This window comes from Sphingomonas montanisoli (assembly GCF_008274695.1).
GTDB lineage: Bacteria > Pseudomonadota > Alphaproteobacteria > Sphingomonadales > Sphingomonadaceae > Rhizorhabdus > Rhizorhabdus montanisoli.
Genome location: NZ_VTOU01000005.1, coordinates 121,878 through 147,845 on the forward strand (window position 1 = coordinate 121,878; position 25,968 = coordinate 147,845).

Sequence of the window (25,968 nt, forward strand, 5' to 3'; positions counted from 1 at the left end):
TATAAGGAGACGGACGATGATCTATGTCGATGGTTTCGTAGTCGCCGTGCCTGCGGGCAACCGGGAGGCCTATCGCGCAATGGCCGAAAAGGCGGTCGCGGTGTTCAAGGATCATGGCGCGACCCGCGTCGTCGAATGCTGGGGCGATGACGTGCCCGACGGCAAGGTCACCGACTTCCGGGGTGCGGTGAAGGCCGAGGAAGGCGAGATCGTCGTCTTCTCCTGGGTCGAATATCCTTCGAAGGAAATCCGCGACGCCGCCCAGCCCAAGATCATGGCCGACGAACGGATGAAGACCCCGCCCGGCGATATGCCCTTCGACGGCAAGCGCATGATCTATGGCGGCTTCCAGACGATCGTGGATGCCTGATCGCCCCCGCGGATTGGAGAATGACGATGAAAGTCCTGATTTTCGTGAAGGCGACCACCGACAGCGAGGCAGGTGCGATGCCCGATCCGGGCATGTTCGAGGCGATGGGCAAATATAACCAGGAGCTGATCGACGCCGGGATCATGAAGGATGGCGACGGCCTGAAACCCACGTCGGCGGGCAAGCGCGTCCGCTTCGACGGCACGAACCGCACCGTGATCGACGGCCCCTTCGACGTCCCCAACAACCAGGTCGCGGGCTATTGGATCTGGGACGTCAAGGACATGGCCGAGGCGGTAACCTGGGTGAAACGCTGCCCCAATCCGATGCCCGGCCCCAGCGAGATCGAGATCCGCCCGACCTACACAGAGGCTGACCTGATCGACTTCCTGCCGCCCGAGGTGGTGGCACAGGAAGCCGAGATGCGGGCGAAGCTGGAAGGGTAACTTCCAGATCCTCCCCCGGCGGGGGAGGTGGCAGTCCGCAGGACTGACGGAGGGGTATTGGCCGGCAGCGATACCCTTGTGGCGAGCTACCCCTCCACCGTCTTCGACGGTCCCCCTCCCCCTCCGGGGGAGGAGTTCAGCCGCCCTCGTGCATCACCAGCCCGTCGATCGGCTCACGTGCCGGACCCGCAATATGGCCCCCGTCGACGAGCAGTTCGGAGCCCGTGCAAAAGCTGCTGTCGTCCGATGCGAAGAAGGCGGCTGCCGCCGCGACTTCCTCCGGCTTGCCCATGCGGCGGATCGGTTGGTGCGCGAGTGACTTTTCAACGCGCGCGAGAGTCGCGGCCCCGCTCTGGAGCACCAGCGGCGTGCCGATCATGCCCGGATGGATCGAATTGACGCGAATTCCGAAGCGGCCGAGTTCGAGCGCCGCGGACTTGGTCAGCCCCGTCACCGCGAACTTTGCCGCGCAATAACTCGCGACACCGGGAACGCCGACCAGCCCGTCCATCGACGAGATGTTGACGATCGATCCGCCCCCGCGTGCCTTCATCGCAGGGATGACCGCCTTGATCCCAGCCCAAGTACCGGTGAGGTTCAGGTCGACGACGTGCCGGTGAAACTCTTCGGTCTCGTCTATCAGATTGCCGATCCCCGGCGCGCCGCCCGCATTATTAACGAGGATGTCGACCCCGCCGAAGCGATCGACCGTCGCTTGGACCAGCATCGCCCAGTCGGCAGAGCTCTTCACGTCCGCGCGCACGAAGATCGCCCCACCGCCCAGCTCCGCCGCCAGCGCCTCTCCATCGGCGACCAGGATGTCCGAAATCGCGACGTGCGCGCCTTCGTCCACGAAGCGTCTCGCGATCGCCCCGCCGATCCCGCGTGCGCCGCCAGTGACGATCGCCACCCGTCCGTTCAGTCGGTTCATTCACCCTCTCCTCGTTCTTTCGGAAAGGGCTAACTCAATCGAGCGCCGACACCAACAGGTGTCAGGTCGTCGGTGCGGTGGGGAAACAGCTTTCGGCGCGCAAGGTCGACAGCGCACTGGGCAGCAACTTGGTCGTGGCGCCCTGATAGCTCGTCACGATGGCGACCTTCGTCATGTTCGCCATCGACTGACAAGTCGTCCCCGTCGTCAGCGTCACGGCCGACGTCGCGAGCGGCACGCCGAAGCCGGTCGCCCGTGACACCGCATAGCTTTTCACGTTCGCGCTTGAATTGCAGTCGGTGGTGCCGAGCCCCGCGCACCGCGCTGATGCGGTCGCGACCTGCTGGAGCGTCTGGAACGTCCACGCCGCGCGCGCGCCATCGATGATCAGGAACATGAACATCAGGAAGACGGGTGCGACGAGCGCGAACTCGACCGCCGTCACGCCGCGCGCATCGGACGCGAGCCGCTTCATTGCAGCCTCACGATCGATCGGCTGGTCTGCGTCATCGCGCCGCCCAGCTTCGCGATCGGCACGACGACGCTCGACGAGGTAGCGACCGCCTTGATGACCATATAATAGCCCGGCAGGCTGCCATCGAGGCAGAGCGAGGCGATCGGATTGGTGAAGGTCGGATCGCCGCTGGTGCCGCCGACGCACTTGCTGGTCCGCCCGCTGTTCACGCAGGCAGCACCATTGCAGGTCACGGTGACGGTGGGCGCGGTCGACAGCTGCGATGCGGCCGCGACGAAGGTGCCGATCGCATTGGCATCAACGCTGCTACGCTGGTTGAACGCGGCCACCCCGCCCTGCTCCACCGCAGAATCGAGCCGCAGCCGATGCTGATACCAGATGCCGATATCGAGCGCACCGGAGATCACGGTGAAGAACAGGACCGAGATCAGCCCGAACTCGATCGTGGCGACACCCCGCTCCTCGCGGCGCAATCGGGCGAACCATGCGATCACTTGTAGAGCGCCACGCTGTCGGAGGAGCCCGAGCTGCCGGCTATGCCGGTGCAACTGCTGGCGACGGCAGTGCCGCCGTTCAGCGACAGCGTGTTGACGATCATCATCAGGCACGCGCCCGAACTGCTCGCCATCGATGCACCGCCATCGAGCAGGATGTCCGACTTGGGGGCGTAGAGCAGCCCGGCATATTTGTTCTGAGATCCGCCGCCCAGCTTGGTCGCCGCGCTGCTTTTCGTCGCGATCAGGATGTTGGGGACGCCATAGCTTGCGCCAGCGCCCGGCGCGTCGAGCTCCATCGAGGTGCCGCCCGACAGGGTGAAGGTGCCGCCCAGCCCGAAGCTGACGTCCACGCCGGTCATCGTGCCACCGGTATTGTTGGTGAAGCTGCCCTTGATCACATAGGTGCCCGATCCGAAGGTCGAACTGCCGTTCAGATTCAGGTCGCCCGCGATCGTGTGGCTCATGGCCTTGGGGAAAATGATCGTGCTGCCGCCCGAGGTGATGATGCTGCCATTCGCGCTGAAATTGCCAGCAGCGGCGCTGGGAGCGGCGCAATTGGCGGTGAAGCAGACGAAGCTGCCGCCACCGATCGAGATTGCGGTGCCGCTATTGTGCCCGATCGTCACGGTATCACCTGCCGCGATGCCGACGCGCAGATAGCTGCCGCCATCCAGGCTGATTCCGTTGGTAACGTTGAAGCTGCCGCTGCCGATGTTGAGCGAGCGCCCGCCCGTGATCGATAGCGTGCCGAAGCTGTGCGTGCCGTTGCCCAGCGTGATCGTGCTGCCGCTGTTGAAGCCGAAAACCCCCCCGACGATGAAATTGCCGTTGCCCACGGTCATCGCGTTGCCGCTCATGTCGATCGAGTCCGCACGGACGTTGGCACCGTCGGCGACGGTCAGTTCGCAGCCGCCTTTGATGGTCAGTTTGCCGACGGTGTAATTGCCCGCCGGGATTACATATTTGCAGTTATTATCAGCGGTTTGATAGGCATATATGCCACCGTCACTGCGCGGCCGATAATCGAGCGTCACGTCCCCCGCGCCGGTATTGGCATAGGTCGTCGGCGCGACCAGCGTCGTGGTGCAGACGGTGTTGCCGTCGCCATAGTCGCTGTCCGACGTGCCGGTCAGCTTGTTGACCTTGCACAACAGGCCTTTCAGCGCGCTGTCGTCCTTCATCCAATCGGACGCAGCGTTGCTCTTGTTCTGGTTGACGTCATTCGCCTTGGGCGCGGTCGTGATGCCGGCGCCGGGATCGTCGACCTTCTTGCCGGCGTTGATCTGCTTGGCGGTGATCTTCACGCCCCACGGTACGTTGACGCCCGAATTGGTGTTAATCGCGCAACTGGGCGAATTGATGTTGGGACCACCTGTGGTGTTGATCCCATATTGACCGGCATTGGACAAAGCGGAGATGCAGGGCGGCGCTGTCGTCGTCGTGGCGCTCACCGTCGCCATGCCCACACTGGTCACGTCATAGCTGAGCGCCGAGGTCATCACCCGCGCAAGCGCGAGCGGGACGGCCGTGGTAACGGTGACCGAGACGAGCTTCTTCGACGTCGTGGGATCGGTGACGAGATCGACCGTGGCGGCATTCGCCGCGACACCCTGCGCCGCAACCACCGCCTTGGCGGTCGCGCGCATCTCGGTCTCGCTCTTGTTGACGTTGTAGGCGAGCGCTCCGGCAAGTGCGGCCATGTCGGACACACGCTGGTTACGCACCTTCTGCGCATAGCCCTGGCTCGCCTCCACAGCGAAGGCGCCCATGCCGACGAGCACGGACAGCGACAGCGCACCCATCAACGCGACCGCACCCCGCGTATTGCGGCGCAATCGCGTCAAAAGCGCAAACGTATGAGTCGCGATGGCGATCATACAAATTCGACTAATGGCGAAGGGTTAAGGAAGCCCTTGGCGGGATTGGTTAACGGATCAGTTCAAATGCCCATCATGCAGGCGCACGACGCGATCCATCTTCTGCGCCAGCCGCTCATTGTGAGTCGCAACCAAAGCCGCACTCCCTTCCCCGCGCACGAGGCGCAGGAACTCGCCCAGGACGACATCCGCCGTACCTTCATCGAGGTTGCCGGTCGGCTCGTCCGCCAGCACCAGAGCGGGGCGGTTGGCGAGCGCGCGGGCGACGGCGACACGCTGCTGCTCGCCACCCGAAAGCTGGCTCGGCCGGTGGGTGAGGCGATGGCCGAGGCCGAGCGCGCCCAGCAATCCTTCCGCACGCTTGTGCGCCGCGTCGGTCTCCGCTCCGTGGATGAGCTGGGGCAGCACGACATTCTCCACCGCCGAGAAATCGGGGAGGAGATGGTGGAACTGATAGACGAAGCCCAGCGCGTCGCGGCGGATGCGCGTGCGCCCCGCATTGTCGACCTGCGCCGCTTCCTCGCCCGCGATGCGGATCGATCCTTCAAATCCCCCTTCCAGCAGACCGACCGCCTGCAGCAAGGTCGACTTGCCCGATCCGCTGGGGCCGAGAAGCGCCACGATCTCGCCCGGACCGACATGGAGATCTACTCCGCGCAGCACGTCGATCCGCGCTCCGCCCTGGACGAAGCTGCGGCGCAGGCCGGTGACAGCCAGAACATCACTCATAACGCAACACCTGAACCGGATCGGTGCTCGCGGCCTTCCACGCCGGGTAGAGCGTCGCGAGGAAACTGAAACCCAGCGACATGACGACGATCGTCGTCACTTCGACCGGGTCGGTCTTGGCGGGAAGTTCGGTCAGGAAACGGATCGACGGATCCCATAGATTCTGGCCGGTCACGAGTTGAACGAAGTTCACCACCGCCTGCCGATAGAACAGGAACACCGCGCCCAGCACGATGCCCGCCGCGGTGCCCAGCGTGCCGATCGTCGTGCCCACGATCATGAACACCCGCATCAGCGCCCCGCGCGACGCGCCCATCGTCCGCAGGATCGCGATGTCGCGTGTCTTGGCGCGCACCAGCATGATCAGCGACGACAGGATGTTGAACACCGCGACGAGGATGATCAGCGAGAGGACAACGAACATCGCCACCCGCTCGACCGCCAGCGCCTCGAACAAAGACGCGTTCATGTCGCGCCAGTCGGATATCTGCCCGATCATCGCGATCCTGGGCTTGAGCGGCGCGAGGATTTCACCGACCCGATCGGGATCGGTGGTTTGCACCTCTACCATGCCGACCGCGTCGCCGAGCATCAGCAGGGTCTGCGCCTCGGCCATCGGCATCACCACGAACGCCTTGTCATAATCGTAGACGCCGACCTCGAAGATCGCTGCCACCTGATAGGAGACAATGCGCGGCACCGTACCGAACGGGGTCGACTGCCCGTCCGGGCTGATCAGGCTGATCTGGCTGCCGACCTCTGCGCCGAGTTGCTCCGCGAGCCGCGCGCCGATCGCGACGCGGCCTTCGCCCTTCGTGACCGCATCGAGCGAACCGGCGATGACCTTGCCCCGCAGCACCGGATTGGTGCGGATATCCTCGGTCGTCAGCCCGCGCACCAGCACGCCTTCGACGCGGCCGGCGAAGCTCGCCATCAGCGGCTGTTCGATCAGCGGGGTTGCCGACGTGACCCCGGGCAGCGCCTTCGCCTCCGCCGCGACACGCCGCCAATCGGGCAACTTATTGTCATATCCTTGGATCACCGCATGGCCGTTCAGGCCCACGATCTTGTCGAACAGTTCGGCGCGGAAGCCGTTCATCACGCTCATCACGATGATAAGCGCGGCGACGCCCAGCGCGACTGCCGCTAGGCTGATCGACGCCACGAGCACGATGAACGCCTCCCCCCTGCCGGGCAGGAGGTAGCGCTTCGCGATCATCCGCTCGTAGCGGGAGAGGCCGATCACCGTGCCAAAACCGAAACGTCACCCCCGCGAAGGCGGGGGCCTATCCAAAGCCTTCTCGCGGAGAGAGACTGGATGGATCCCCGCATTCGCGGGGACGACGAGTGGTTGATCAACCCACGATCCTCGCGATCGCGTCGTCGACCGAAAGCTCGACCTTCTCGCCGGTCGCGCGGCGCTTGAGTTCGACGACACCCTTGTCGAGCCCCTTCGGACCGACGACGAGCTGCCACGGCAGGCCGATGACATCCATCGTCGCAAACTTCGCGCCGCCGCGTTCGTCGCGATCGTCATAGAGCGTCTCGACGCCCGCTGCCTGCAGCTTGGCATAGATGTCGTCGCTGGCCGCGGCGCAACGCGCATCGTCGGCCCGCATGTTGATCAGGCCAACCGCATAAGGCGCAACCGAATCTGGCCAGATGATGCCCGCATCGTCATGGCTCGCCTCAATGATCGCGCCCATCAGACGCGACACACCGATGCCGTAGCTGCCCATGTGCGGGATAACCTCGGTCCCATCGGTGCCCTGCACCTTCAGGCCCATCGGCGCCGAATATTTGGTGCCGAAGTAGAAGATGTGGCCGACTTCGATCCCGCGCGACGTCTTGAGCGCATCGCCCGCCGCCGCCTCGCGCGCCTCGTCGCGTTTCTCGTCGGTCGCCGAATAATCGGTGGTCAAGCCCGACACGAACGCCTGCAGTGCCTCCCGGTCATCGGCATCGACCTCGAGCGCACGGTCCTGCTCCCAATTGGTGTGGTAGAAGACCTCGCTCTCGCCGGTGGGGGCAAGGACGATGAACTCGTGCGAAAGGTCGCCGCCGATCGGGCCGGTATCGGCCTGCATCGGGATCGCGCGCAGACCCATGCGCTTGTAGGTACGCAGATAGGCGAGGAACATGCGGTTATAGCTGTGGCGCGCGCCCGCCTCGTCCATGTCGAAGCTGTAGGCGTCTTTCATCAGGAATTCGCGCCCGCGCATCACGCCGAAGCGGGGGCGGACCTCGTCCCGGAACTTCCACTGGATATGATAGAGCGTACGCGGAAGATCGCGGTAGCTGCGCGCCGAATCGCGGAAGATCGCGGTGATCATCTCCTCATTGGTGGGGCCGTAGAGGATTTCGCGATCGTGCCGGTCCTTGATGCGCAGCATTTCGGGGCCATAGGCATCGTAACGGCCCGACTGGCGCCACAGATCGGCCGACTGCAGCGTCGGCATCAGCAATTCGACCGCGCCGGCCCGGTCCTGCTCCTCGCGCACGATCTGCTCGATCTTGCGCAATACCCGGTGGCCCAGCGGCAGCCAGGCGTAGATGCCGGCGGCAGTCTGGCGGATCATCCCCGCGCGCAGCATCAGCTTGTGGCTGACGATCTGGGCGTCGGCGGGGGACTCCTTGGTCACGGGCAGGAAATGGCGGGATAGGCGCATGGGTAGAGACGTCTTTCGATAAGGATGGGGGCTGTCTATGCCGCGCGAAGCGCCGGAGCAACCGCAACCGGCGGCGAAACGTCTGTTGCGCAGAAAACACACCGCGCGGCTTTCGTATGCTGCGCCCTTGAAATGCAATGACAAGAACCGGCCATGCGGGTAGGCACCTTTTCACGGACAAAGGCACGGAAAACGGCCAGGTTCGGGGAGAAAAGGCTCCGCGCGTCATTAGGGGCGACGCCGCGTAGAGCCCGCTCAAGGGGGCTGACGAGTAATCGTCACCGGCGCCGGGATCGAAAGGTCCCGGCGCTTTCCGTTTTGGGGCTTTGCGGCTGAACGCAAGCTATACGAGGTGGACCTCGCATCTTTCCGCAGAACCCATGCGTTTCCTTCCCCGAAGGAGATACGACATGGCCACCCAGCCCCCGCCCGCCCGCGAAGTTCCGATCGATACCCCGGTCGACATCCCGGTGCCCTCGCCCGTCGATCCCGATCCGGGCGCGCCGACCGATCCGGTGGATATTCCGACGGTTCCCTAAGGACCGCTCCCAACTACAACTCGTCATTGCGAGCGTAGCGAAGCAATCCAGGCCCGAACTGGCGAGGTTAGCGACGATCTCTAGTGTGGGCCTGGATTGCTTCGTCGCCTTCGGCTCCTCGCAATGACGAGGATAGGGTGACGAAGTAGCTGATTCTAAGCCGCAACCGTCGCCGCATCATAAGCGAGCGGCAGGCGGAGCTGAGCCTTGAAGCCTTCGGGCGAGCGCATAAGGTGAACATCGCCGCCATGCGCGCGGGCGATCGAACGGCATACGGCCAGTCCCAGGCCGTTGCCGCGCTTGTCGATCGAACGCGCGTTGGCGGCGCGGTAGAAGGGCTCGAACGCGCGCTCCAGATCCTCCTCCGGCACGCCGGGTCCTTCGTCGATGATCTCCGCTACCGCATCCCCCTGATCGATCGAAAGACGCAGCCGCGCGCGATCGCCATATTTCACGGCGTTCTCGACAAGGTTGGCAAACAGTCGCCGCATCCCCAGCACGTCCACCTCGACAGGTGCCGCCGTCAGCCGCTCGACCCGCACGTCTCCACCGATCATCGCGGCATCCGCGACGACATCCTCGACGATCGCGCCGAGATCGAGCCGCTCGCGCACACCGGGCGCCGATGCGTCGCGGATGAAGGCGAGGACGGAGGTGATCATCATCTCCATTTCCTCGACCTCCTCGATCATGCCCGCGCGCACGGCATCGTCATCGACCTCTTCAATGCGGAAGCGCAGGCGGGTCAGCGGGGTGCGCAGATCGTGGCTGATCGCGCCGATCATCGCCGTGCGATCGCCGACAAAGCTCTTCACCCGGCTCTGCATCACGTTGAAGGCATTGGCGGCGCGGCCGATCTCGGCCGGGCCATCCAGCGGGATGACAGCGGCGGTCGGATCGCGACCCAGCGCCTCGGCCGCGTCGGCAAAGCCGCGCAAAGGCTTCACGATCCGGCGCGAGAAAAGCCAGGCAAGCGGCGCGACCGTCGCAAAGGCGATGATGAACCACAACAGCACGCGCCGCTGCCAGCTGTTCGGGAAAGGCTCGGCCGCTGGCTGTACGACCGACCAGCGCCCGTCGGGCAGCCGCAGCGCAGCTACGAAATCACCCTCCACGAACGGCGCCGGCGCAAGGCCGAACAGCCCACGCTCACGCGGCAGGAGCGGTATCGCCGGCTCAAGGAAGTCGCCCTCGGGGGTCGAGACGACCGCGGTGCCCTCTAGCGGGTTTTTCGGCGCAGCGGCGGCAAACGGGATTTCTTCGAGCAAGGCCTGCGGGGTCGGCGCGGGTGCCGCCACGGGCGCCCGACGCTCCGGCACCACCGCATCGCGCGGCGCTTCCAGCATCGGTGTCACCGGGATGCGCGATGCCTCGGTCTCGATCGCCGGGATGGCGGAGCGCAGCTGAGATGGCGACGGCGCGAAGGGCAATCCCCCCAACATCGGCCGGCGTTCAAAGAGCCCCCCGCCACCGATGCGCTCGCGCAATGCCGCGCCAATTGGGGGAATGGCGGTGCCGCTCTCGGTGCTACCACGCAGGATCGGCGGAACGGCCTCACCCCGATCACCACCGATCCAGATGCCGTCGCGGCCCTGCAGCGGTGTGGGGTCGATCGTGATGAGCTGTCCGGCACCGCGTATGTCGGGCGGGCGCACCACTGGCCCGGCGGTCGAGGGATCCGAACTGTCGCGCCGCTCATCGATCCGACGGCGGACGCCGGGTGGCAGCATTTCCCGATTGGGCGCGCCGATGCGCGGCCGGATCTGGCCATCGGGCGTGCGGGGCAGAATAGGCCCCACGCGGTCGACAGGCGGCATGGAGGCCTGAGCGAGAACGAACATTGACCCTGAAGCTGCTGGCGCGGTCCAGCTTACGGGCGCGGCCCCGCTGACCGGCCCGTCATTTGACATGGCCAGCTTGCGGCCCGCCACCGTGCCGGCGAAAGGCAAGGGCGTGTAGAAGCTGAGCCGAACATCGTCGGACCCAACCTTGAGCAGCGTCGCGAGTTCGGTGCGCGATCGTTCGGACACGAGCCAGCCGCGCCCGCCGAGATCGGGCGGCCCCGGCTGTATGATATGCTGCAGATTGCCATTCCGGCTCTCCTCCGCCTCTCGCAGTGCCGCGGCGACGGTGCGCAGATCATATTGGGGCGTCGGCGCGGGCGGCAGCAGCAAGGTCAGCAACAACGTCACGAGCTGCGCGATCACCAGCCCGCCGACGAGCAGGATCAGAATCTGTACCATCAGCGTAGGGCCGCGCAGGCGCTGAAAGAAGAACGGCATCATCGGGCGCGAAGATGCCACGTCGGGACGCACGCCGACAGAGGTCGTCTGCGGCGGCTCATCGCCTGATCTCACGGCCCCCGGAAATCCCATCATCCTGTCCTTGCACGCGCGCGTAAGGGGTCGGCCCGCAATGACGCGACAGAGGGTCGCACGCTCCATCGCGTCATTGCGGGCGCTACGGCGATCGGGCGCCCGGGTCCGTCACAGGGGCGGAACGGACGGGGCATGTCGATCACCGACAGCTCGTCTGTCCGCCGCCCATGTTGCAGCCAGATTTCGACATTGTATCGTGGATGGATCACCGCCTGAAAAACGCCCGCGACAAGGGGCTGGCAAAGCAGGCCGATGAACGCCATTGCTACCTTCATGGATCTCGATACCCGCATCCTCATCGTCGACGACGATCCGGGCATCCGCACCCTCATGTCCTCCTTTCTGGAAAAGCACGGCTTCCGCGCCGACACGGCCGCCGATCCGATAGAGATGCGCGAGCGGCTGGCGGCGTATCGATACGACCTGATCGTGCTCGACGTGATGATGCCGCGCGAGGATGGGCTGTCCGCCCTGCGCGGTCTGCAGCGTGAGGAAGGACCGCCGGTGATCATGCTCTCGGCGGTCGGCACCGACGTCGATCGGATCGTCGGGCTGGAAATGGGCGCCGAAGACTATCTCGCCAAACCCTGCAACCCGCGCGAATTGCTGGCGCGCATCCGCACCGTGCTGCGCCGCGTTCGTGCCGAACCGCAGGCTGCGGGCAAGGCCAGGGACGCGGTCAAGGAGCCGGGTTATCGCTTTGCGGGCTGGCGCATGGATGTCGAAGCGCACGCGCTCTACAATCCCGCCGATCGCCCGGTGATCCTGTCGGACGGCGAATATCGGCTGCTGCGCGCCTTCGTGGAGCATCCGCGCCGCGTGCTGACGCGCGACCAGCTGCTCGATTATGCGCGGGGTTCGGACAGCGAACTCTACGACCGCGCGATCGACGTGCAGATCAGCCGCCTGCGCCGCAAGCTGGGCAACGAGGGCGGCACCGAACTGATCCGCACGGTGCGCAACGAGGGTTATATGTTCGCACCGGTGGTGGAGAGGTAACCTCTCCACGAACACTCGTCGTTGCGAGCACAGCGAAGCAATCCAGGCCCACGCCAGAGAGGCTCGCGAGTCTCTCGAATGCGGGCCTGGATTGCTTCGTCGCCTTCGGCTCCTCGCAATGACGAGGAGAGCCAGGCTTACCCCTCGATCGGGGTGAGCAGCTGGATCGAGACCTTCACCGGGTCCATAGCGGGCGAAATGTACATCGTCCCGGCTTCCATCGCCTTGCCGAGGCTGGCGAAGGCCGCCATCGGGTCGTCAGTCTCCATCTCATAGATGGCGGCATAGGTGCCGGCGGGCTGATCGCCCATAAGGTGGGTGACGGTATAACGCTTGGCGGCGGTGTAGCCGTCCATCGCGATCACATCGCCCAGATGCTGCTTGTCATACCAGTTGTTATATTCGTCTTCCTTGCCCGCAACCGGATTGCTGACAACCAGCAGCTGATATTTCGCCATGTCCCGCTTCCTCTCCTTTTGGTTCGCGGAATGCTAGGCCGATCTGCGTTACGACAGCAAGGCAGTGCTTTCGTTCGAAACCGCCATCGCTATCATCATCCCCGCAAAACAGATGAGGAGAGATGACCATGAGCGAACCGCGCATACCGTACCCGCAAGACGACGCCGACCCCGCCGCGCTGAACATTGAACGGATGTTCGGCCATATCGCCGACGATCTTCGCCCCGGCTTCTCCGCGCTGGCGGGTGCCGTGATGCGCACAACGTCGCTCGATCCGCTGCTGCGGGAAATTGCGATCCTGCGCGTCGGCCATCTCAGCAATTGCGCCTATGAGCAGTTCCAGCACCAGACCTTCGCCCGCTACCTCGGCATGGAAGATGACAAGATAGCGGCGATCAAAACGACGCCTGACAATCCGATCTTCGATGCGAAGGAACGGGCGATCATGCGCTTCGTCGACGAAATCGTGCGCGATGTGCGGCCGAGCGACGCGGCACTGGCGGACATGCGCGCACATTTCGGGATCGAGGGCACCTTCACCACCCTTATAGCGGCGTGCCAATATATGACTGTGTCGCGCATTCTGGAGACGACCGGGGTTCCGATCGAGGCCAGCGACAGCATCGGTCTGGGCCGGCTCAAGAATTCGCAGGCGACTGCGCAATAAGGAGCGAGGGCGCCGGACCAGGCCCGGCGCCCTCCCCGGATCAGACGATCTCGAACAAGGCAGCGGCACCCATGCCGCCGGCGATGCACATCGACGCGACGACGTATTTCACGCCGCGACGCTTGCCTTCGATCAGCGCGTGGCCCGCGATGCGGCTGCCGGTCATGCCGAAGGGGTGGCCCATCGAGATGCCGCCGCCGTCGACATTGTAGATCGACGGATCGATGCCCAGCTTGTCACGGCAATAGACGACCTGGCTGCCGAACGCCTCGTTCAGCTCCCACAGGCCGACGTCGGAAATCTTGAGACCCGCACGGTCGAGCAGCTTGGGGATCGCGAAGACCGGGCCGATGCCCATTTCCTCCGGCCCGCAACCATAGGCCTGGAAACCGCGATAGACGCCCAGGATCGGATGACCGCCCTTTTCGGCGGCCGCGCGGCTCATCAGCACCTGTGCCGATGCGCCGTCCGACAACTGGCTCGAATTGCCGGCGGTGATGAACTTGCCTTCCTGGATCAGCATGCCGTCCTTCCAGACGGGCTTGAGCTTGGCGAGACCTTCGAGCGTGGTGTCCCCGCGCACACCCTCGTCGCGGTCGAGCGTCACCTGCTCGGTGCCCGAGACGCTGCCGTCCTTCTCGACGATGTTCTTGGTGACGGTGATCGGCACGATCTCGTCGGCGAAGCGGCCCTCGGCCTGCGCGGCTGCGGCGCGGCGGTGGCTCTCGGCCGAATATTCGTCCTGCACTTCACGGCTGATATTATAACGTTCGGCGACGACCTCGGCGGTCTCGAGCATCGCCATATAGGCCAGCGCATTGCCGGCCTTCACGCTGTCCGATTCCCGGCGATAGGTTGGCGCATGCTTGTTCATCGTCAGCGAGATCGATTCCATGCCGCCTGCAATCGCGACGTCGATGTCGCCCGAGACGATCGAACGCGCGGCCATAGCGATCGCGGTCAGGCCCGAACCGCACTTGCGATCCATCGTGAAGCCTGGAACCGAGATCGGCAGGCCGGAGGAGAAGACGACCATACGGCCCTGATTATAGCCCTGATTGCCATATTGGCTGGCGACACCCCAGAAGACATCGTCGGCGCTGGCGGGATCGATTCCCGCGCGCTCCACGGCGGCGCGGATGACGTGGGCGCTGAGCGCGGGCGCCTCGGTATCGTTGAACGCACCCTTATAGGCCCGGCCGATCCCGGTCCGTGCCGTCGAGACAATCACCGCTTCCGTCATCATCGTTCCCCGCTCTATTCAGTAATCTCTATTTGGTAAGCTCGGCCATCATAGGCAAGAGCCACCGCCTTCGCTTGACGCAATCTGGGTTTCACCTAATGCTCGGAAGCATGGAAGCAGCCCCCAATGAGGACTTGACGCCCGCAGGCGCCCGTGCACGCGGCATGAACGAGCGGCGCCAGCGGCTGGTCCGCGCGGCCAAGGAACTGATCAACGAACGCGAGAATGGCGAATTCTCGATGCCCGAACTCGCAGCACGTGCGGGGTTGAGCCTTGCCACGCCGTACAATCTGTTCGGATCGAAGGCCGCGATCCTCGAAGCGGTGTTCCAGCGCGAGATCGAGCATTTCCATGCGGTTTACGCCACGATCGCCCCTGCCCCGCCGGTCGATCGCGTGCTCGCGGTCATCGAGCATCTGCTGCAGGTGCTCGAGCGCAAGCCGCATTTCTATCGAGCGCTTTCGCGCGGGATGGCGACGCTGGGCGCGGCGGAAAGCTCGCGCCTGATATCGCCGCTGTCGGACCTGCTGCTCCGTCCGCTGGTCGAGGGTCTGGTCGATGACGGCGCGATCCGACTGGACCTGCCCAAGTCGATGCTGACCGCGCAGATCACGCGGATGTACGAAGCGACGATGCAGCGCTGGGTGCGCCGCGGATGGGACGACGTGCGGATGCGCAGCGAGATGCGCGCGGCGATCCTGATCGTCTGCCTGGGCATGTTCGGCGAGGAATTCCGCGCCGAACTGCTCGCCGCGCTCTACGCATCCGCATTGCCGGAACCCGCGCCCGAATCCGCTTGATAGCCCCTTCCGGCTACTATAACGCACTATAACGAACGGGCGGAGGGGAGACCGGCCAAGGGCGTTGCACGCCCGTCAAAGCCCCCTCTTCCGCGCCGATAGAGCGCTAAGAGGAGGGATATCGTGCCGAGGCCCAAGGACATCGCCGCCATCGATCTGATGATGGGCATCCCCATCTCGTCCAGCAATCACGAGATGTACGAATATCTCAAGCCGCTGATGATGGACGAGGAAAGCCGTCAGCAGTTCAAGATGCCAGCCCAATATATGTTCAAGGACATTCCGTCGGTCGACGACAGCGCCGACAAGGTCGAGTGGGTCCTTCAGCAGATGGACAAGCACAATATCGAGCGCGCGCTCGTCGGCGTCTATGAAGGGCGCCCGGAAATCCGTGAGACGATCTCGAAGAACCGGCATCGCTTCCTCCAGATCCTCGACGTAAACCCCAATCGGGGCATGGAAACCGTCCGCCAGATCAAGCAGGCGAAGAAGGATTACGGCATCAACGCCGTCTCGATTTTCCCCTCGGGCCTCGTCCCCCAGGTCGCGATCGACGACAAGAAGATGTTCCCGGTTTATGCCGCCTGCGTCGAGGAAGGGCTGCCCGTCTTCGTCAACACCGGCATCTGCGGCCCGCGCTTTCCGAGCATGGTGCAGAAGACCGAGCTGATCGAAGAGGTCGTCTGGTTCTTCCCCGAACTCAAGTTCGTGATGCGCCATGGCGCCGAGCCGTGGGACGATCTGGCCGTCAAGCTTATGATCAAGTTCCCGAACCTGTATTACAGCCCCTCGGCGTTCCGCCCGAAGCATTATCCCAAGTCGATCATCAACTACATGAACTCGCGCGGCGCCGATAAGGTGATGTACGCGGGCTATTTCCCGATGGGCATCAGCCTCGACACGATCTTCGCGGATTTGGACAACCTCCCGCTCAAGGATCATGTCTGGCCGAAATTCCTGCGCGAAAACGCGCTGACACTGTTCGGCATCAGCTGAGGTCAGAACGATGAGCGATCTCGACGACTTCCGCGCCGAAACCCGCGCCTGGCTGGAGGCCAATTGCCCCCAGAGCCGGCGCGGAGCATTCCGGGGTTTCTCCACGTTCAATTATTGGGGCGGCCGCAAGGCCGTGTTCCAGGACGAGGACCAGCAGCTCTGGTTCGAACGGATGCGCGACAAGGGCTGGACCGTGCCCGAATGGCCGGTCGAATATGGCGGCGCGGGGCTCGACAAGGCCCGCGCCAACATATTGCAGCAGGAAATGCGCCGTATTCAGGCGCAGTCGCCGTTGCAGAGCCTGGGCATCTGGATGCTCGGGCCGGCATTGCTGCACTTCGGCACGCCCGAGCAGAAGGCCGAGCATCTGCCCAAGATCGCGCGCGGCGAAATCCGCTGGGCACAGGGCTATTCGGAACCGGGCGCCGGCTCCGACCTTGCGAGCCTGTCGACCAAGGGCGAATTGAAAGACGGCCAGTGGGTGGTCAACGGATCGAAGATCTGGACCACCAACGGCGACAAGTGCGACATGATCTTCACTTTGGTCCGCACCGAACCCGATGCGCCCAAGCATCAGGGGATCAGCTTCATCCTGATCGACATGGATCAGCCCGGCGTCACAACCAAGCCGATCAAGCTGATCAACGGCGACGATCCCTTCGTGCAGACCTTCTTCGACAATGCGACCGCACCCGCCGATCAGGTCGTCGGGCCGCGCGGCAAGGGCTGGGACGTCACCAAATATCTGCTGGGCCACGAACGCGAGATGATCGGATCTTCGATGACCAATTCGGTCACCGAGACGGTATCGAGCGTTGCCAAGGCCAAGCTGGGCGCCGACGGACTCAAGGCCGATCCGGGTCTGCGCATCGCGATCGCGCAGCATGAGATGGAAAGCTGGATCCTCGGCATCGCGGTCGAACGGCTCAAGGACATGGGCAAGGCGAAGCAATTCTCGCAATTCTCGCCCTCGGTCCTGAAACTCATGGGGACCGAGCTCAACTATCGTCGCGGCGAGCTGCTGATGAGCATCGGCGGATTCGAAGCGATCAACGACCTGATGAGCGAACCGGTCCATTCCTACCTCCACGCCCCCGCAAACTGCATTGCGGGCGGATCGAACGAGGTGCAGCTCAACATCCTGTCCAAGCGCGCGCTTGGCCTTCCGGAGCTCTGATCCATGCCGCTGGTATTGACCGAAGACGAGGTGATGCTCGTCGACGCCGCGCGCGGCTTCCTGACGAAGTCGGCGCCCGTCTCCGCGCTGCGCGCGCTACGCGATAGCGGCGACACTTTGCGCTACACGCCATCGGTTTGGGGCGAGATGGCCGAAAACGGCTTCATCGCGCCGCATGTGCCCGAGGCCGAAGGCGGCCTCGGCATGGGTTATGCCGCCGCCGGCCTGATCGCCGAGCAGATGGGCCACACCCTCGCCCCCACCCCCTTTCTCTCGGCCGCGATCGCTGCCGAGCTGGTGGTGCAGGTGGGCAGCGCGGAACAGAAGGCCGATCTGCTGCCGAAGATCATCGCGGGCAACCTGATTGTCGGCTTCGCCTTCGAGGAAGGGCTCCGCCACAATCCTGCGGGCACCGCCGTCACCTTCAAGGACGGCAAGGTCAGCGGCACCAAGAAGATCGTCCTCGACGGCGTCGGCGCGAAGCTGCTGATCGTCGTCGCGGCGACCGATGCGGGACCAGGCCTGTTCCTGGTCGATCCGTCGGCAGCGGGCGTCACCGTCCGTCCGCTCGACCTGATCGACAGCCGCAATGCCGCCGATGTGGATTTCGCGGATACGCCCGCGACACCGCTCGGCGAGGTGGGAGCCGCCAAGGCGGCGATCGCGCGCACGCTCGACGTCGCTCGCGCGCTGCTGGCGGCCGAACTGCTCGGCATCGCCGACGAAGCCTTCGACCGCACCGTCGCCTATCTCAAGGAACGCGTGCAGTTCGGTCGCCCGATCGGCAGTTTTCAGGCGCTCCAGCACCGCGCGGCGCGGCTCTATGCCCGGCTCGACCTGACCCGCGGCGCCGTCCTCAAGGCGCTGCGCGCGCTGGACGAGGGCGACAAGGCAGCCACGATGCTCTGCAGCTTGTCCAAGGGCGCGATGAGCAAGCTCGCTTATGACGTAATGGTCGAGGCGACCCACATGCACGGCGGCATCGGCGTCACCGACGAACTCGACATCGGCCTCTTTTACAAGCGGGTGCGCGTGGCGAGCGAACTGTTCGGCGACGCGCATTTCCATACCGACCGGATCGCCACCCAGGCGTTCGGGATCTGACACGGTGGAGCGGATCGCTGACTATCGCGGCAATCTGCTCAACCATATCGAAGCGCTCTACCGCCCCGGCGAACGGCACCTTGCGGTGGCGATGGCCGAGGCGCTTGGCTGCGCGATATCGGACACTGGTTTTTCGGGCGACGGCGAGGAAAGCTTCCTCGCCGCTCACCCCAATCCCGTCGATCGCGACATGCGCAACAATGCCTTCTTCCTGTCGCCGATGCGGCCCGAACAGCAGGCGATGGAGACGCGGCTTCTGAAGCTGGCGGACGAGGATGCAGGCTTCGCCGCAACCCTCGCCGAATATCGCAGCATAGCGCGCAGCAAACCGTTCGGCGTCCCCCACTTCGCGATCCGCTATCCCTCGGGCGAGGCCGTCACCGAGGCCGCCGGGCGGCTGCGAGCCGCGCTCGGCGCCACCCTCGGCGATCGCATGCACATCCGCGTCTTCGGCCCCGGCGGATCGGGCGCGAAGGGCGCGAGCACCGTGCAGGCCTTCGTCCATCAGGACGTGATCGTCTCGGGCAGCTTCCTCTACGGCCAGCTGATCGAACTGCAGAGTCAGCCGACGGCTTAAGCTACCGATCCCGTCAATCGCCGCGCGATCTGCGCCATCGCATCGCGACCCGACTGGAGATCACCCATCCCGACGAAACCGTGGAAGGCGCCCGGATAACGCGTCATTTCCACGTCGATCCCGGCAGCCTCGAGCTTCTTCGCATAAGCCTCGCCCTCATCGCGCAACGGATCGAAGCCGGCGGTGATGACGGTGGCGGGCGGAAGATCATGGACCTCGGCGTTGATCGGCGTCGCGTGCGGGTGGCTGCGATCGCCATCGGGGCCCATATAATGGTCCCAATACCATTTCATCGCATCGCGGCTGAGCAGATAGCCGTCGGCATTCTCGATATAGCTCGGCGTGTCGAAATCGACGTCGACCACCGGGTAGATCAGCAGCTGATGCCGCAGCACTGGCCCGCCCCGATCGCGCGCGATGATCGAAGCAACCGCTGCCAGATTGCCGCCCGCGCTGTCGCCGCCGACCGCAAGGTTCGCGGTGTCGATCCCCTTGGCCCTCGCCGCATCGGACGCCGCCCAGACGAGCGCGGCGTAGCAATCCTCCGCCGCCGCCGGAAAGCGATGCTCGGGCGCGAGGCGATAGTCGACCGACAGCACCGCCCAGCCCGTCGCCAGCGCGATCGCGCGCGCGGTCGCGTCATGGCTCTTGATCGAACCGATCACGAAGCCGCCGCCATGATAGAAAACCAGCGTCGGCGCCGGTGCATCGCCATGCGCGTAGAGGCGGACGGGAATGTCCCCATCCGGCCCCGGAACCGCGAAATCCTCGACCCGGGTAATCGGCTGCTTGGGCTTGAGATCGCCCCCGGCATCGACTCGGGCGCGATATTCGAGATGCGGCAGCGTTTCGACCGGCACCGTCACCAGCGTATAATATTCGTCGAGCGCAGCGCGCGCGTCGGCATCGAGCTTGGTCATCATCACACTCCCTCCTACTCGACCGCCTTTTCAGACTGTTTCGAGCGCCGCCAGGAACGCCTCGCGCAACTTGCGCTTCTCGACCTTGCCCGTCGCGGTGCGCGGCAGCGAACGCATCCCGATCATGACGTGCGTCGGAACCTTGTAGTCGGCCAGCCCCGCCTTCGCGATCGCTTTGACCCCCGCCGCGTCGGTCGGCCCATCCGGACGCGGCACGACCGCCGCGACCATCAGTTCGCCCGCGCGCTCATCGGGAATGCCGAAGGTCGAAACCTCCAGGAACTGGCCCGACGCTTCGAGAACGCGCTCCACCTCGGCACAATAGACATTCTCGCCATGGGTGATGATCATCTCCTTCAGGCGATCGACGATGTGGATATAGCCCTGCGCATCGATGAAGCCGACGTCGCCGGTGGCGTACCAACCGTCCTTCAGAACCTCGGCGGTCTTCTCCGGCTGGTTCCAGTAACCGGCCATCACGAACGGCCCGCGCACCTGCAACTCGCCCGACTCCCCGGCCGGAAGCACTTTGCCCGCCTCGTCGACCGCACGCGTCTCCATCACCGGGCAGATCATCCCAGCCGAACGCGGGCGCGGCGCCATCAGCGGGCCGGAGCCGGCACACACGCTGCCGCTCGCCTCGGTCATGCCCCAGCCATTGCCCAGGCTCACGCGCGGGAAAGCATCGCGGATGCGCTGCGCCAGATTGGGCGGCAGCGCCTGTCCGCCGATCGCGACATTGTTGATCGTCGCCATCCGCGCGACGCCGTCGGGCAGGTCGAGCAGATCTTCGAACACCATCGGCGGCCCGGTCAGCTGCGTCACGCTGTTGGCAGCGATCAGGCGCGCGGCCTCTTCCTTGTCCCAGCGGCGCATGATCGTGATCAGGCCGCCGCCCATCAGCGAGCCCGCAATCGCGGTCAGCCCCGAAATGTGGAACAGCGGCACGATCAGCAGGTTCGACGGCGGCTTCGCATTCTTGCGGATCACGTCGATCTCGACCTTCATCAACGTCGCCGCCAGCGCCATCCCGCTCGCGGCGTAGAAGCCGAGATTGTGGATCATCTGCGTGATGTTGCGCTGGGTCAGCACCGCGCCCTTGGGGCGGCCCGACGTGCCCGAGGTGAACAGGATCCAGCACGGATCGTCGAGCGCGACGCGAACGATCGGCGCCTCGGCCTGACGCGCATCGGTCAGTTCGGCGAACGGCGTGGCGCCCGATACGTCGACCGGGCGGTCATCTTCCGGAATGAAGACGATCGGCGCCTCGCAGCCGCCCTTGCGCAGCAGGGCCGCGCGCGGGCCGTCGGCGACGATCACCTTGCAATCGACGTCGCTGGTCGCCGCACTGAGTTCGTCGGCCGAACCCCGGCTGTTGACCAGCACCGCGACCGCACCGATCCGCGCGCAGGCGAACAGCGACAGCAGATATTCGCCGCGATTGCGCATGACGATGCCGACCCGGTCGCCCGGCCCCACGCCGAAGCGATCGGCCAGCCCGCCCGCCAGGCGCCACGCCGCCGCGAACATTTCCGCATAGCTCGTGAAGTCGCCATTTTCCCACAGTAGCGGGCGATCGGCGAACTTGGCGGCAGTATCGAGATAGATGTCGATCAGATTTTCGGACGCGCCCGCATAAGCCCGGATTTCCTCGCCGCGCACCGCGACCGGCACGATTTCGAACGGCGCCCCCGGCGCGGTCAGCCGCGACACGATTTCGGCATAGGCGGGGTAGATATCGCTCATTCGGTTCCTCGATCCACGCGCCGCCGGTTGGCGGTCTCTGTTCGACTGAACCTAAGCTATAATGGGTTTCAATGGGAAGCCACCTACACCGTTTCGGCTATGCCCGACTGCGCCAACACGGTTACCCGGAGATATGGAGACGACCACCCCCACCCTTGAGCAACTCGCCGCCCGCATCGAGCGATTGGAGGACGAACGCGCGATCCAGGCGCACTTGATCCGCTACGGCCTCGCCGTCGACAGCAACAGCGAGATCGAGGCGAGCCTGCTCTATGCCGAGGATACGCATGTCGACATCGACGCGAGCGTGTTCATGGACGGGCGCGATGCCACCCGCGGCATCGTCGCATCGCCGCTCCATCAGGCGATCCTGCCCAATTGCGCGCATGTAATGGGGCCGTTCGTGGTCGAGATCGACGGCACACGCGCGGTCGCGACCGGCTATGCGACCGTCTATGTCCGCGAGGATGGCGACGTGAAGGTTTGGCGCCAGTCTTTCGGGCGCTGGGAACTGGAGAAGCGCGAGGGGCGCTGGCAGATCACGAAGCGCGTCTCGCGATCGACCGGCCGCGAGGATGCGGCGGCCTTATTCAAGGCGGTGCTCTAACCTCCCCACATCGTCATTGCGAGGAGCCGGAGGCGACGAAGCAATCCACTCCGAACTGCGGAATGGATTGCTTCGCTATGCTCGCAATGACGAGACTTTTGAGGTCAGGCCGTCGCCAGCCCGCGCCCGATCACATGCGCCTGGATCTCGGCCGCGCCCTCGAAAATGTTGAGGATGCGTGCGTCGCACAGGATGCGGCTTGCTTCATATTCGAGCGCATAGCCGTTGCCGCCGTGGATCTGGACGTTGAGGTCGGCATTCGACCACGCGACCCGCGCGCCGAGCAGCTTGGCCATGCCGGCTTCGATGTCGCAACGCTGGCCCTTATCCTTGTGGCGCGCCGACGAATAGGTCAGCTCGCGCGCCATCACCAGTTCGGCGACCATCAGCGCCAATTTGTCGGTGACGCGCGGGAATTCGGCGAGCTGCTTGCCGAACTGCTTGCGCTCGGTGGCGTAGCGCAGCGCCACGTCGAACGCGTTCCAGCCCACGCCGATTGCGCGTGCCGCCGTCTGGATGCGCGCGCCTTCGAAGGTCTTCATCAGCTGCTTGAAGCCCTGCCCCTCATTGCCGCCGAGCAAGCCGTCTTCGGCGACCTTGAAGTCGTCGAACGACAGCACGAACTCCTTCATGCCGCGATAGCCGAGCACTTCGATCTCGCTGCCGTCCAGCCCTTCGTCGGGGAAGTTCGTCCCCTCCGAACGCCCCTTCGCCGCGAGCATCATCGAAAGCCCGCCATAGCCCGGCGTGTTCGGATCGGTGCGGCACAGCACCGTCATCACGTCCGCGCGCCCGGCATGGGTAATCCAGGTCTTGCTGCCCTTCAGGTTCCAGCTGCCGTCATCCTGCTTGATCGCGCGGGTGCGGACCGAGGCGAGATCGGAGCCGGTGTCGGGTTCGGTGAAGACGGCGGTGGGCAGGATCGTGCCCGCCGCGATGCCGGGAAGCCACTTGGCCTTCTGCTCAGCCGTGCCGTTCTGGCCGATCAGTTCGCCCGCAATTTCCGAACGCGTGCCGAGCGAACCGGCGCAGATCCACCCGCGCGAGAGTTCTTCGGAGACGAGGCACATGGCGAGCTTGCCGAGGCCGAGGCCACCGAACTCTTCCTCGATGCAGACGCCGAACACGCCGAGTTCGGCCATCTCTGCGATCACCGAGTCGGGGATCAGTTCGTCGGCAAGGTGCCAGGCATGCGCGTTGGGGGCGATGCGATCGGCCGCGAAGGTACGGAACTGTTCGCGGATCATGTCCATCGTCTCGTCGTCGAGCGCCTCGTCGGGCAGCTCGCCGCCGCGCAGCAGGTTCGCAAGCGCGAGGCGCGTCTCGGCGGTGTTGCCGTCGGCCAGGAATACCTTCACGGCCTCGTCAGCCGCCAGCGTCGCCGCCGCATCCATGATGCCCAGTTCGCCCGGACGCGCATATTCGTTCTGGCTCATCGGCACGCCGCCGAGCAGCTGCGCCAGATATTCGCCCACGCCGATGCGCAGCGTCAGCACGTCGATCTCGCGCTGGCGGCCGGCCGACTGCCCGCGCGCCGCCCAGTCGGCGATGGCGGCGATGGCTTCAGCGGTCGTCGCGATCCAGGCGAAGCCGTGGACGAGGCGCTGCTGCTGATCGGCAAGCTTGCTTTCGACCTTGCCCGAAGGCGCGATCGTGGCGCCGACCTTGGCCTGCGCGGCCTTGGCATAGGTGCGCGCGGCGCTGGCGGCAGCGGCGGCGGAGGCGATCCAGTCGGTCATTTATAGGTCACTTTCGCGGACGTGGAGGTGGCGCCGTCGCAACGGACGGCCTGAACTTCGCCGTCGCCGGCGTGCTGAAGGCGGATCGGCTGGCCGAGGAAGATCGGGGCCGACGCGCGGAAGTCGAAGCTGGCGAGCTCGCCCTTGGTCGCCGCAAGCGCGGCGAGCTTCGCGGCGATGAACGGCCCGTGGACGATCAGCGCCGGATAGCCCTCGACACCCGTCGCATAGGGCACATCATAATGGATGCGGTGCCCGTTGAACGTGACGGCCGAGAAACGGAACAGGTTGACCGTCGACGGCTCCCACAGATCGCCATCGAGCGGATCCGCCGTCGGCGTCGGCAGCGGCACCGGATTGTTGTCGGCATCGCGATAGACATAGCTCTGCCGTTCGGTGACGCGCACCACGCCGCCCTGGCGTAGTTCGCGATCCACCTCGACGAACACCAGATCGCCCGAACGGCCGCTCTTGTGCGTGACGTCGGCGACGGTCGAGACCAGTTCGGCCTCCTCCCCGATCAGCAGCGGCGCTTCGAAGCGGATCTTGGCCGATGCGAACATGCGGCGCGGCAAGGTGATCGCGGGCAGGAAGCCGCCGCGCTTCGGATGCCCGTCCTCACCGATGTCGCCATCGGCGGGTTCGGGCAGGAAGAAGGCCCAGTGCGCCAGCGGCGGCAGCACCTTCTCCACATTACGGTCGCTGCCGACTGCAAGCGCGTACCGCCGCAGCGGTTCGGCTTCGAGCCGCTGCTTCAGCGTCTCGGTACGCCCGATCGCGCTGCGCCATTCGGCGATCATGTCTTCGGTGATGTCGCTCATGCCACCAGTCCCTGATCGTGAAGCTTGCCGATTTCGCCGCTGCTGAGGCCCAGCAGGGTCGCCAGCACTTCGTCGGTATCCTGCCCGATCTTCGGCGAGGGCGCGGCGGGCTTGCGCTCGTCGGCGGGAAGCCGCGCGGCCGCACCCGGCGTCGGATAGGATGCGCCGCCCGCATGGGTGACGTTCGAGAAGATCGGATTTTCGCCGAACAGCCGCGGCTCCTTCGCCAGCGATTGCTGCAGCGTGCGATAGATCGACCAGGTGCAGCCCGCCCCGTCGAATACCTCTGCGCAGGCCGACAGCGGCAGCTTCTCGATCGCGCCTTCGACGAGCGCATCGACGCGGGCACGGTGATTGAAACGCGCCCCCTCGTCCCTGGCGAAGTCGACGCCGAGTGCGCTCTCGAGCGCCGCGATCGCGTCGGCGAGACCCAGCGCCTTGATCAGCCCGGTCCACTGGCGCGGGGTGATCGCGACCAGCATCACCCGCTCGCCATCCGCCGTCGCGAAGTCGCGGCCGAAGGCGCCGAACAGGTTGTTGCCGCTGCGCGGACGATCGGCGCCGCCCAGCATCACTTCGGCGACATTGCCCAGATTGCCCATCGTCGCTGCGGCGAGATCGGAGAGCGCAAGGCGGATTTCGCGGCCCTTGCCGCTCAGCCGCCGATCGCGCTCAGCCGCCAGCATGTTGAACGCCGCCATCGCGCCCGCATAGAGATCCCATGCCGGCAGGACGTGGTTCACCGGACGGGGATCGTCGGGATGCCCCGTCATCGTCGGCACGCCGACGCTGGCGTTGATCGTATAATCGACCGCAGGCGTGCCATCGGCCCAGCCCATCACGCGCAGGCAGATCAGATCCTCGCGCAGCGCCGACAGCTTTTCGTAGCTGAGGAAGCCCTGCACCGGGAAATTGGTGACGAACAGGCCGTCGCCGCTGGTCGCGATACGCTGCGAAAGTTCGCGGCCCTCGGGCTTGCTGAGGTCGATCGCGATCGACTTTTTGCCCTTGTTCAGCCCTTCCCAATAAAGGCTCTGCCCGTCCGGGCCGATCGGCCAGCGCGCGCTGTCGGGGCCGCCGCCGATCTGGTCGAAGCGGATCACGGTCGCGCCCATCTGCGCGAAATGGAGGCCACACGAAGGCCCGGCGATGAACGCCGCGCCCTCGACTACGGTCAGACCTTTGAGGAGATCGTACATCGA

25 protein-coding genes and 1 pseudogene are annotated in these 25,968 nt (G+C 65.1%); 11 read left to right on the forward strand and 15 right to left on the reverse strand.

The genetic code is table 11. The annotated features are described in order from the left end of the window. Nucleotides 1–16: 16 nt before the first annotated feature. A complete protein-coding gene (locus FYJ91_RS18870) occupies nucleotides 17–370 on the forward strand; it encodes a DUF1428 domain-containing protein (protein WP_149523880.1) in 354 nt (117 codons plus the stop codon). Nucleotides 371–396: 26 nt separating this feature from the next. Continuing rightward, nucleotides 397–735, forward strand: a pseudogene (locus tag FYJ91_RS18875) (YciI family protein); the annotation flags it as partial. 217 nt (nucleotides 736–952) lie between these two features. Here FYJ91_RS18875 and FYJ91_RS18880 read toward each other — a convergent pair. The 7 genes from FYJ91_RS18880 to proS all read right to left on the reverse strand — a co-directional run bounded on the left by FYJ91_RS18880 (nucleotide 953) and on the right by proS (nucleotide 7,994). Beyond that, entirely contained in the window at nucleotides 953–1,747 is a 795-nt protein-coding gene (locus FYJ91_RS18880) for a glucose 1-dehydrogenase (protein ID WP_149523882.1), read from the reverse strand. A gap of 61 nt (nucleotides 1,748–1,808) precedes the next feature. Next, on the reverse strand, nucleotides 1,809–2,222 hold the full coding sequence (locus tag FYJ91_RS18885) for a TadE/TadG family type IV pilus assembly protein (protein ID WP_149523883.1): 414 nt from the start codon (nucleotides 2,220–2,222) through the stop codon (nucleotides 1,809–1,811). Next, the gene (locus FYJ91_RS18890) at nucleotides 2,219–2,716 is read right to left on the reverse strand and encodes a TadE/TadG family type IV pilus assembly protein (RefSeq protein WP_149523884.1); all 498 of its coding nucleotides are present in this window, start codon (nucleotides 2,714–2,716) and stop codon (nucleotides 2,219–2,221) included. Before FYJ91_RS18890 ends, FYJ91_RS18885 begins: the two co-directional genes overlap by 4 nt. Continuing rightward, entirely contained in the window at nucleotides 2,713–4,596 is a 1,884-nt protein-coding gene (locus FYJ91_RS18895; protein WP_149523885.1) for a pilus assembly protein TadG-related protein, read from the reverse strand. Before FYJ91_RS18895 ends, FYJ91_RS18890 begins: the two co-directional genes overlap by 4 nt. Before the next feature lie 57 nt (nucleotides 4,597–4,653). Then, entirely contained in the window at nucleotides 4,654–5,325 is a 672-nt protein-coding gene (locus tag FYJ91_RS18900) for an ABC transporter ATP-binding protein (protein ID WP_149523886.1), read from the reverse strand. Further along, the gene (locus FYJ91_RS18905; protein WP_149523955.1) at nucleotides 5,318–6,568 is read right to left on the reverse strand and encodes a lipoprotein-releasing ABC transporter permease subunit; all 1,251 of its coding nucleotides are present in this window, start codon (nucleotides 6,566–6,568) and stop codon (nucleotides 5,318–5,320) included. The genes FYJ91_RS18900 and FYJ91_RS18905 overlap by 8 nt, the downstream gene beginning before the upstream one ends. Before the next feature lie 112 nt (nucleotides 6,569–6,680). Continuing rightward, nucleotides 6,681–7,994, reverse strand: a complete 1,314-nt coding sequence (gene proS, locus FYJ91_RS18910) for a proline--tRNA ligase (protein WP_149523887.1) — start codon at nucleotides 7,992–7,994, stop codon at nucleotides 6,681–6,683. Between the two features lie 410 nt (nucleotides 7,995–8,404). Here proS and FYJ91_RS21045 point away from each other — a divergent pair, with 410 nt between their 5' ends. Beyond that, nucleotides 8,405–8,533, forward strand: a complete 129-nt coding sequence (locus FYJ91_RS21045) for a hypothetical protein (protein ID WP_276318188.1) — start codon at nucleotides 8,405–8,407, stop codon at nucleotides 8,531–8,533. A gap of 155 nt (nucleotides 8,534–8,688) precedes the next feature. Here the strand turns inward: FYJ91_RS21045 and FYJ91_RS18915 are convergent, their stop codons facing one another. Then, the gene (locus tag FYJ91_RS18915) at nucleotides 8,689–10,836 is read right to left on the reverse strand and encodes an ATP-binding protein (protein WP_181008589.1); all 2,148 of its coding nucleotides are present in this window, start codon (nucleotides 10,834–10,836) and stop codon (nucleotides 8,689–8,691) included. Nucleotides 10,837–11,163: 327 nt separating this feature from the next. On the opposite strand from FYJ91_RS18915, the gene FYJ91_RS18920 reads away from it, so the two are divergent. After that, nucleotides 11,164–11,910 carry a response regulator gene (locus tag FYJ91_RS18920; protein WP_246152746.1) on the forward strand — a complete coding sequence of 249 codons (747 nt, stop codon included), beginning with the start codon at nucleotides 11,164–11,166 and terminating at the stop codon, nucleotides 11,908–11,910. 137 nt (nucleotides 11,911–12,047) lie between these two features. On the opposite strand, the gene FYJ91_RS18925 is transcribed toward FYJ91_RS18920, so the two are convergent. Further along, nucleotides 12,048–12,368, reverse strand: a complete 321-nt coding sequence (locus tag FYJ91_RS18925; protein WP_149523889.1) for a DUF4286 family protein — start codon at nucleotides 12,366–12,368, stop codon at nucleotides 12,048–12,050. A 128-nt stretch (nucleotides 12,369–12,496) separates the two neighbouring features. Between FYJ91_RS18925 and FYJ91_RS18930 the strand changes: the two genes are divergently transcribed. After that, entirely contained in the window at nucleotides 12,497–13,036 is a 540-nt protein-coding gene (locus FYJ91_RS18930) for a carboxymuconolactone decarboxylase family protein (protein ID WP_181008590.1), read from the forward strand. A 40-nt stretch (nucleotides 13,037–13,076) separates the two neighbouring features. On the opposite strand, the gene FYJ91_RS18935 is transcribed toward FYJ91_RS18930, so the two are convergent. After that, nucleotides 13,077–14,279: a thiolase family protein gene (locus tag FYJ91_RS18935; RefSeq protein ID WP_149523957.1), complete on the reverse strand. Its 1,203-nt coding sequence runs from the start codon at nucleotides 14,277–14,279 to the stop codon at nucleotides 13,077–13,079. 110 nt (nucleotides 14,280–14,389) lie between these two features. On the opposite strand from FYJ91_RS18935, the gene FYJ91_RS18940 reads away from it, so the two are divergent. The 5 genes from FYJ91_RS18940 to FYJ91_RS18960 all read left to right on the forward strand — a co-directional run bounded on the left by FYJ91_RS18940 (nucleotide 14,390) and on the right by FYJ91_RS18960 (nucleotide 18,933). Next, a complete protein-coding gene (locus FYJ91_RS18940; RefSeq protein ID WP_181008591.1) occupies nucleotides 14,390–15,079 on the forward strand; it encodes a TetR/AcrR family transcriptional regulator in 690 nt (229 codons plus the stop codon). A 123-nt stretch (nucleotides 15,080–15,202) separates the two neighbouring features. Further along, nucleotides 15,203–16,075: an amidohydrolase family protein gene (locus FYJ91_RS18945; protein ID WP_149523892.1), complete on the forward strand. Its 873-nt coding sequence runs from the start codon at nucleotides 15,203–15,205 to the stop codon at nucleotides 16,073–16,075. Between the two features lie 10 nt (nucleotides 16,076–16,085). Continuing rightward, nucleotides 16,086–17,252, forward strand: coding sequence for an acyl-CoA dehydrogenase family protein (locus tag FYJ91_RS18950; protein ID WP_149523893.1), 1,167 nt, complete (start codon nucleotides 16,086–16,088; stop codon nucleotides 17,250–17,252). A gap of 3 nt (nucleotides 17,253–17,255) precedes the next feature. Beyond that, nucleotides 17,256–18,356 (forward strand): acyl-CoA dehydrogenase family protein, encoded by a 1,101-nt coding sequence (locus tag FYJ91_RS18955; protein ID WP_149523894.1) that lies wholly within the window; start codon nucleotides 17,256–17,258, stop codon nucleotides 18,354–18,356. 4 nt (nucleotides 18,357–18,360) lie between these two features. After that, a complete protein-coding gene (locus tag FYJ91_RS18960; RefSeq protein ID WP_149523895.1) occupies nucleotides 18,361–18,933 on the forward strand; it encodes a hypothetical protein in 573 nt (190 codons plus the stop codon). On the opposite strand, the gene FYJ91_RS18965 is transcribed toward FYJ91_RS18960, so the two are convergent. Both FYJ91_RS18965 and FYJ91_RS18970 read right to left on the reverse strand, forming a co-directional pair. Beyond that, a complete protein-coding gene (locus FYJ91_RS18965) occupies nucleotides 18,930–19,856 on the reverse strand; it encodes an alpha/beta hydrolase (protein ID WP_219822620.1) in 927 nt (308 codons plus the stop codon). The genes FYJ91_RS18960 and FYJ91_RS18965 overlap by 4 nt on opposite strands. Nucleotides 19,857–19,883: 27 nt before the next feature. Continuing rightward, a complete protein-coding gene (locus FYJ91_RS18970) occupies nucleotides 19,884–21,599 on the reverse strand; it encodes a class I adenylate-forming enzyme family protein (protein ID WP_149523896.1) in 1,716 nt (571 codons plus the stop codon). Between the two features lie 133 nt (nucleotides 21,600–21,732). Here FYJ91_RS18970 and FYJ91_RS18975 point away from each other — a divergent pair, with 133 nt between their 5' ends. After that, nucleotides 21,733–22,206, forward strand: coding sequence for a nuclear transport factor 2 family protein (locus FYJ91_RS18975; protein ID WP_181008592.1), 474 nt, complete (start codon nucleotides 21,733–21,735; stop codon nucleotides 22,204–22,206). Between the two features lie 104 nt (nucleotides 22,207–22,310). Here FYJ91_RS18975 and FYJ91_RS18980 read toward each other — a convergent pair whose 3' ends face one another. The 3 genes from FYJ91_RS18980 to FYJ91_RS18990 are packed head-to-tail and all read right to left on the reverse strand — an operon-like array spanning nucleotide 22,311 to nucleotide 25,965. Beyond that, a complete protein-coding gene (locus tag FYJ91_RS18980; RefSeq protein WP_149523898.1) occupies nucleotides 22,311–23,945 on the reverse strand; it encodes an acyl-CoA dehydrogenase family protein in 1,635 nt (544 codons plus the stop codon). Further along, entirely contained in the window at nucleotides 23,942–24,766 is an 825-nt protein-coding gene (locus tag FYJ91_RS18985) for an HTD2 family dehydratase (RefSeq protein ID WP_149523899.1), read from the reverse strand. Before FYJ91_RS18985 ends, FYJ91_RS18980 begins: the two co-directional genes overlap by 4 nt. After that, on the reverse strand, nucleotides 24,763–25,965 hold the full coding sequence (locus FYJ91_RS18990) for a CoA transferase (protein ID WP_149523900.1): 1,203 nt from the start codon (nucleotides 25,963–25,965) through the stop codon (nucleotides 24,763–24,765). The genes FYJ91_RS18985 and FYJ91_RS18990 overlap by 4 nt, the downstream gene beginning before the upstream one ends. Nucleotides 25,966–25,968 lie beyond the last annotated feature (3 nt).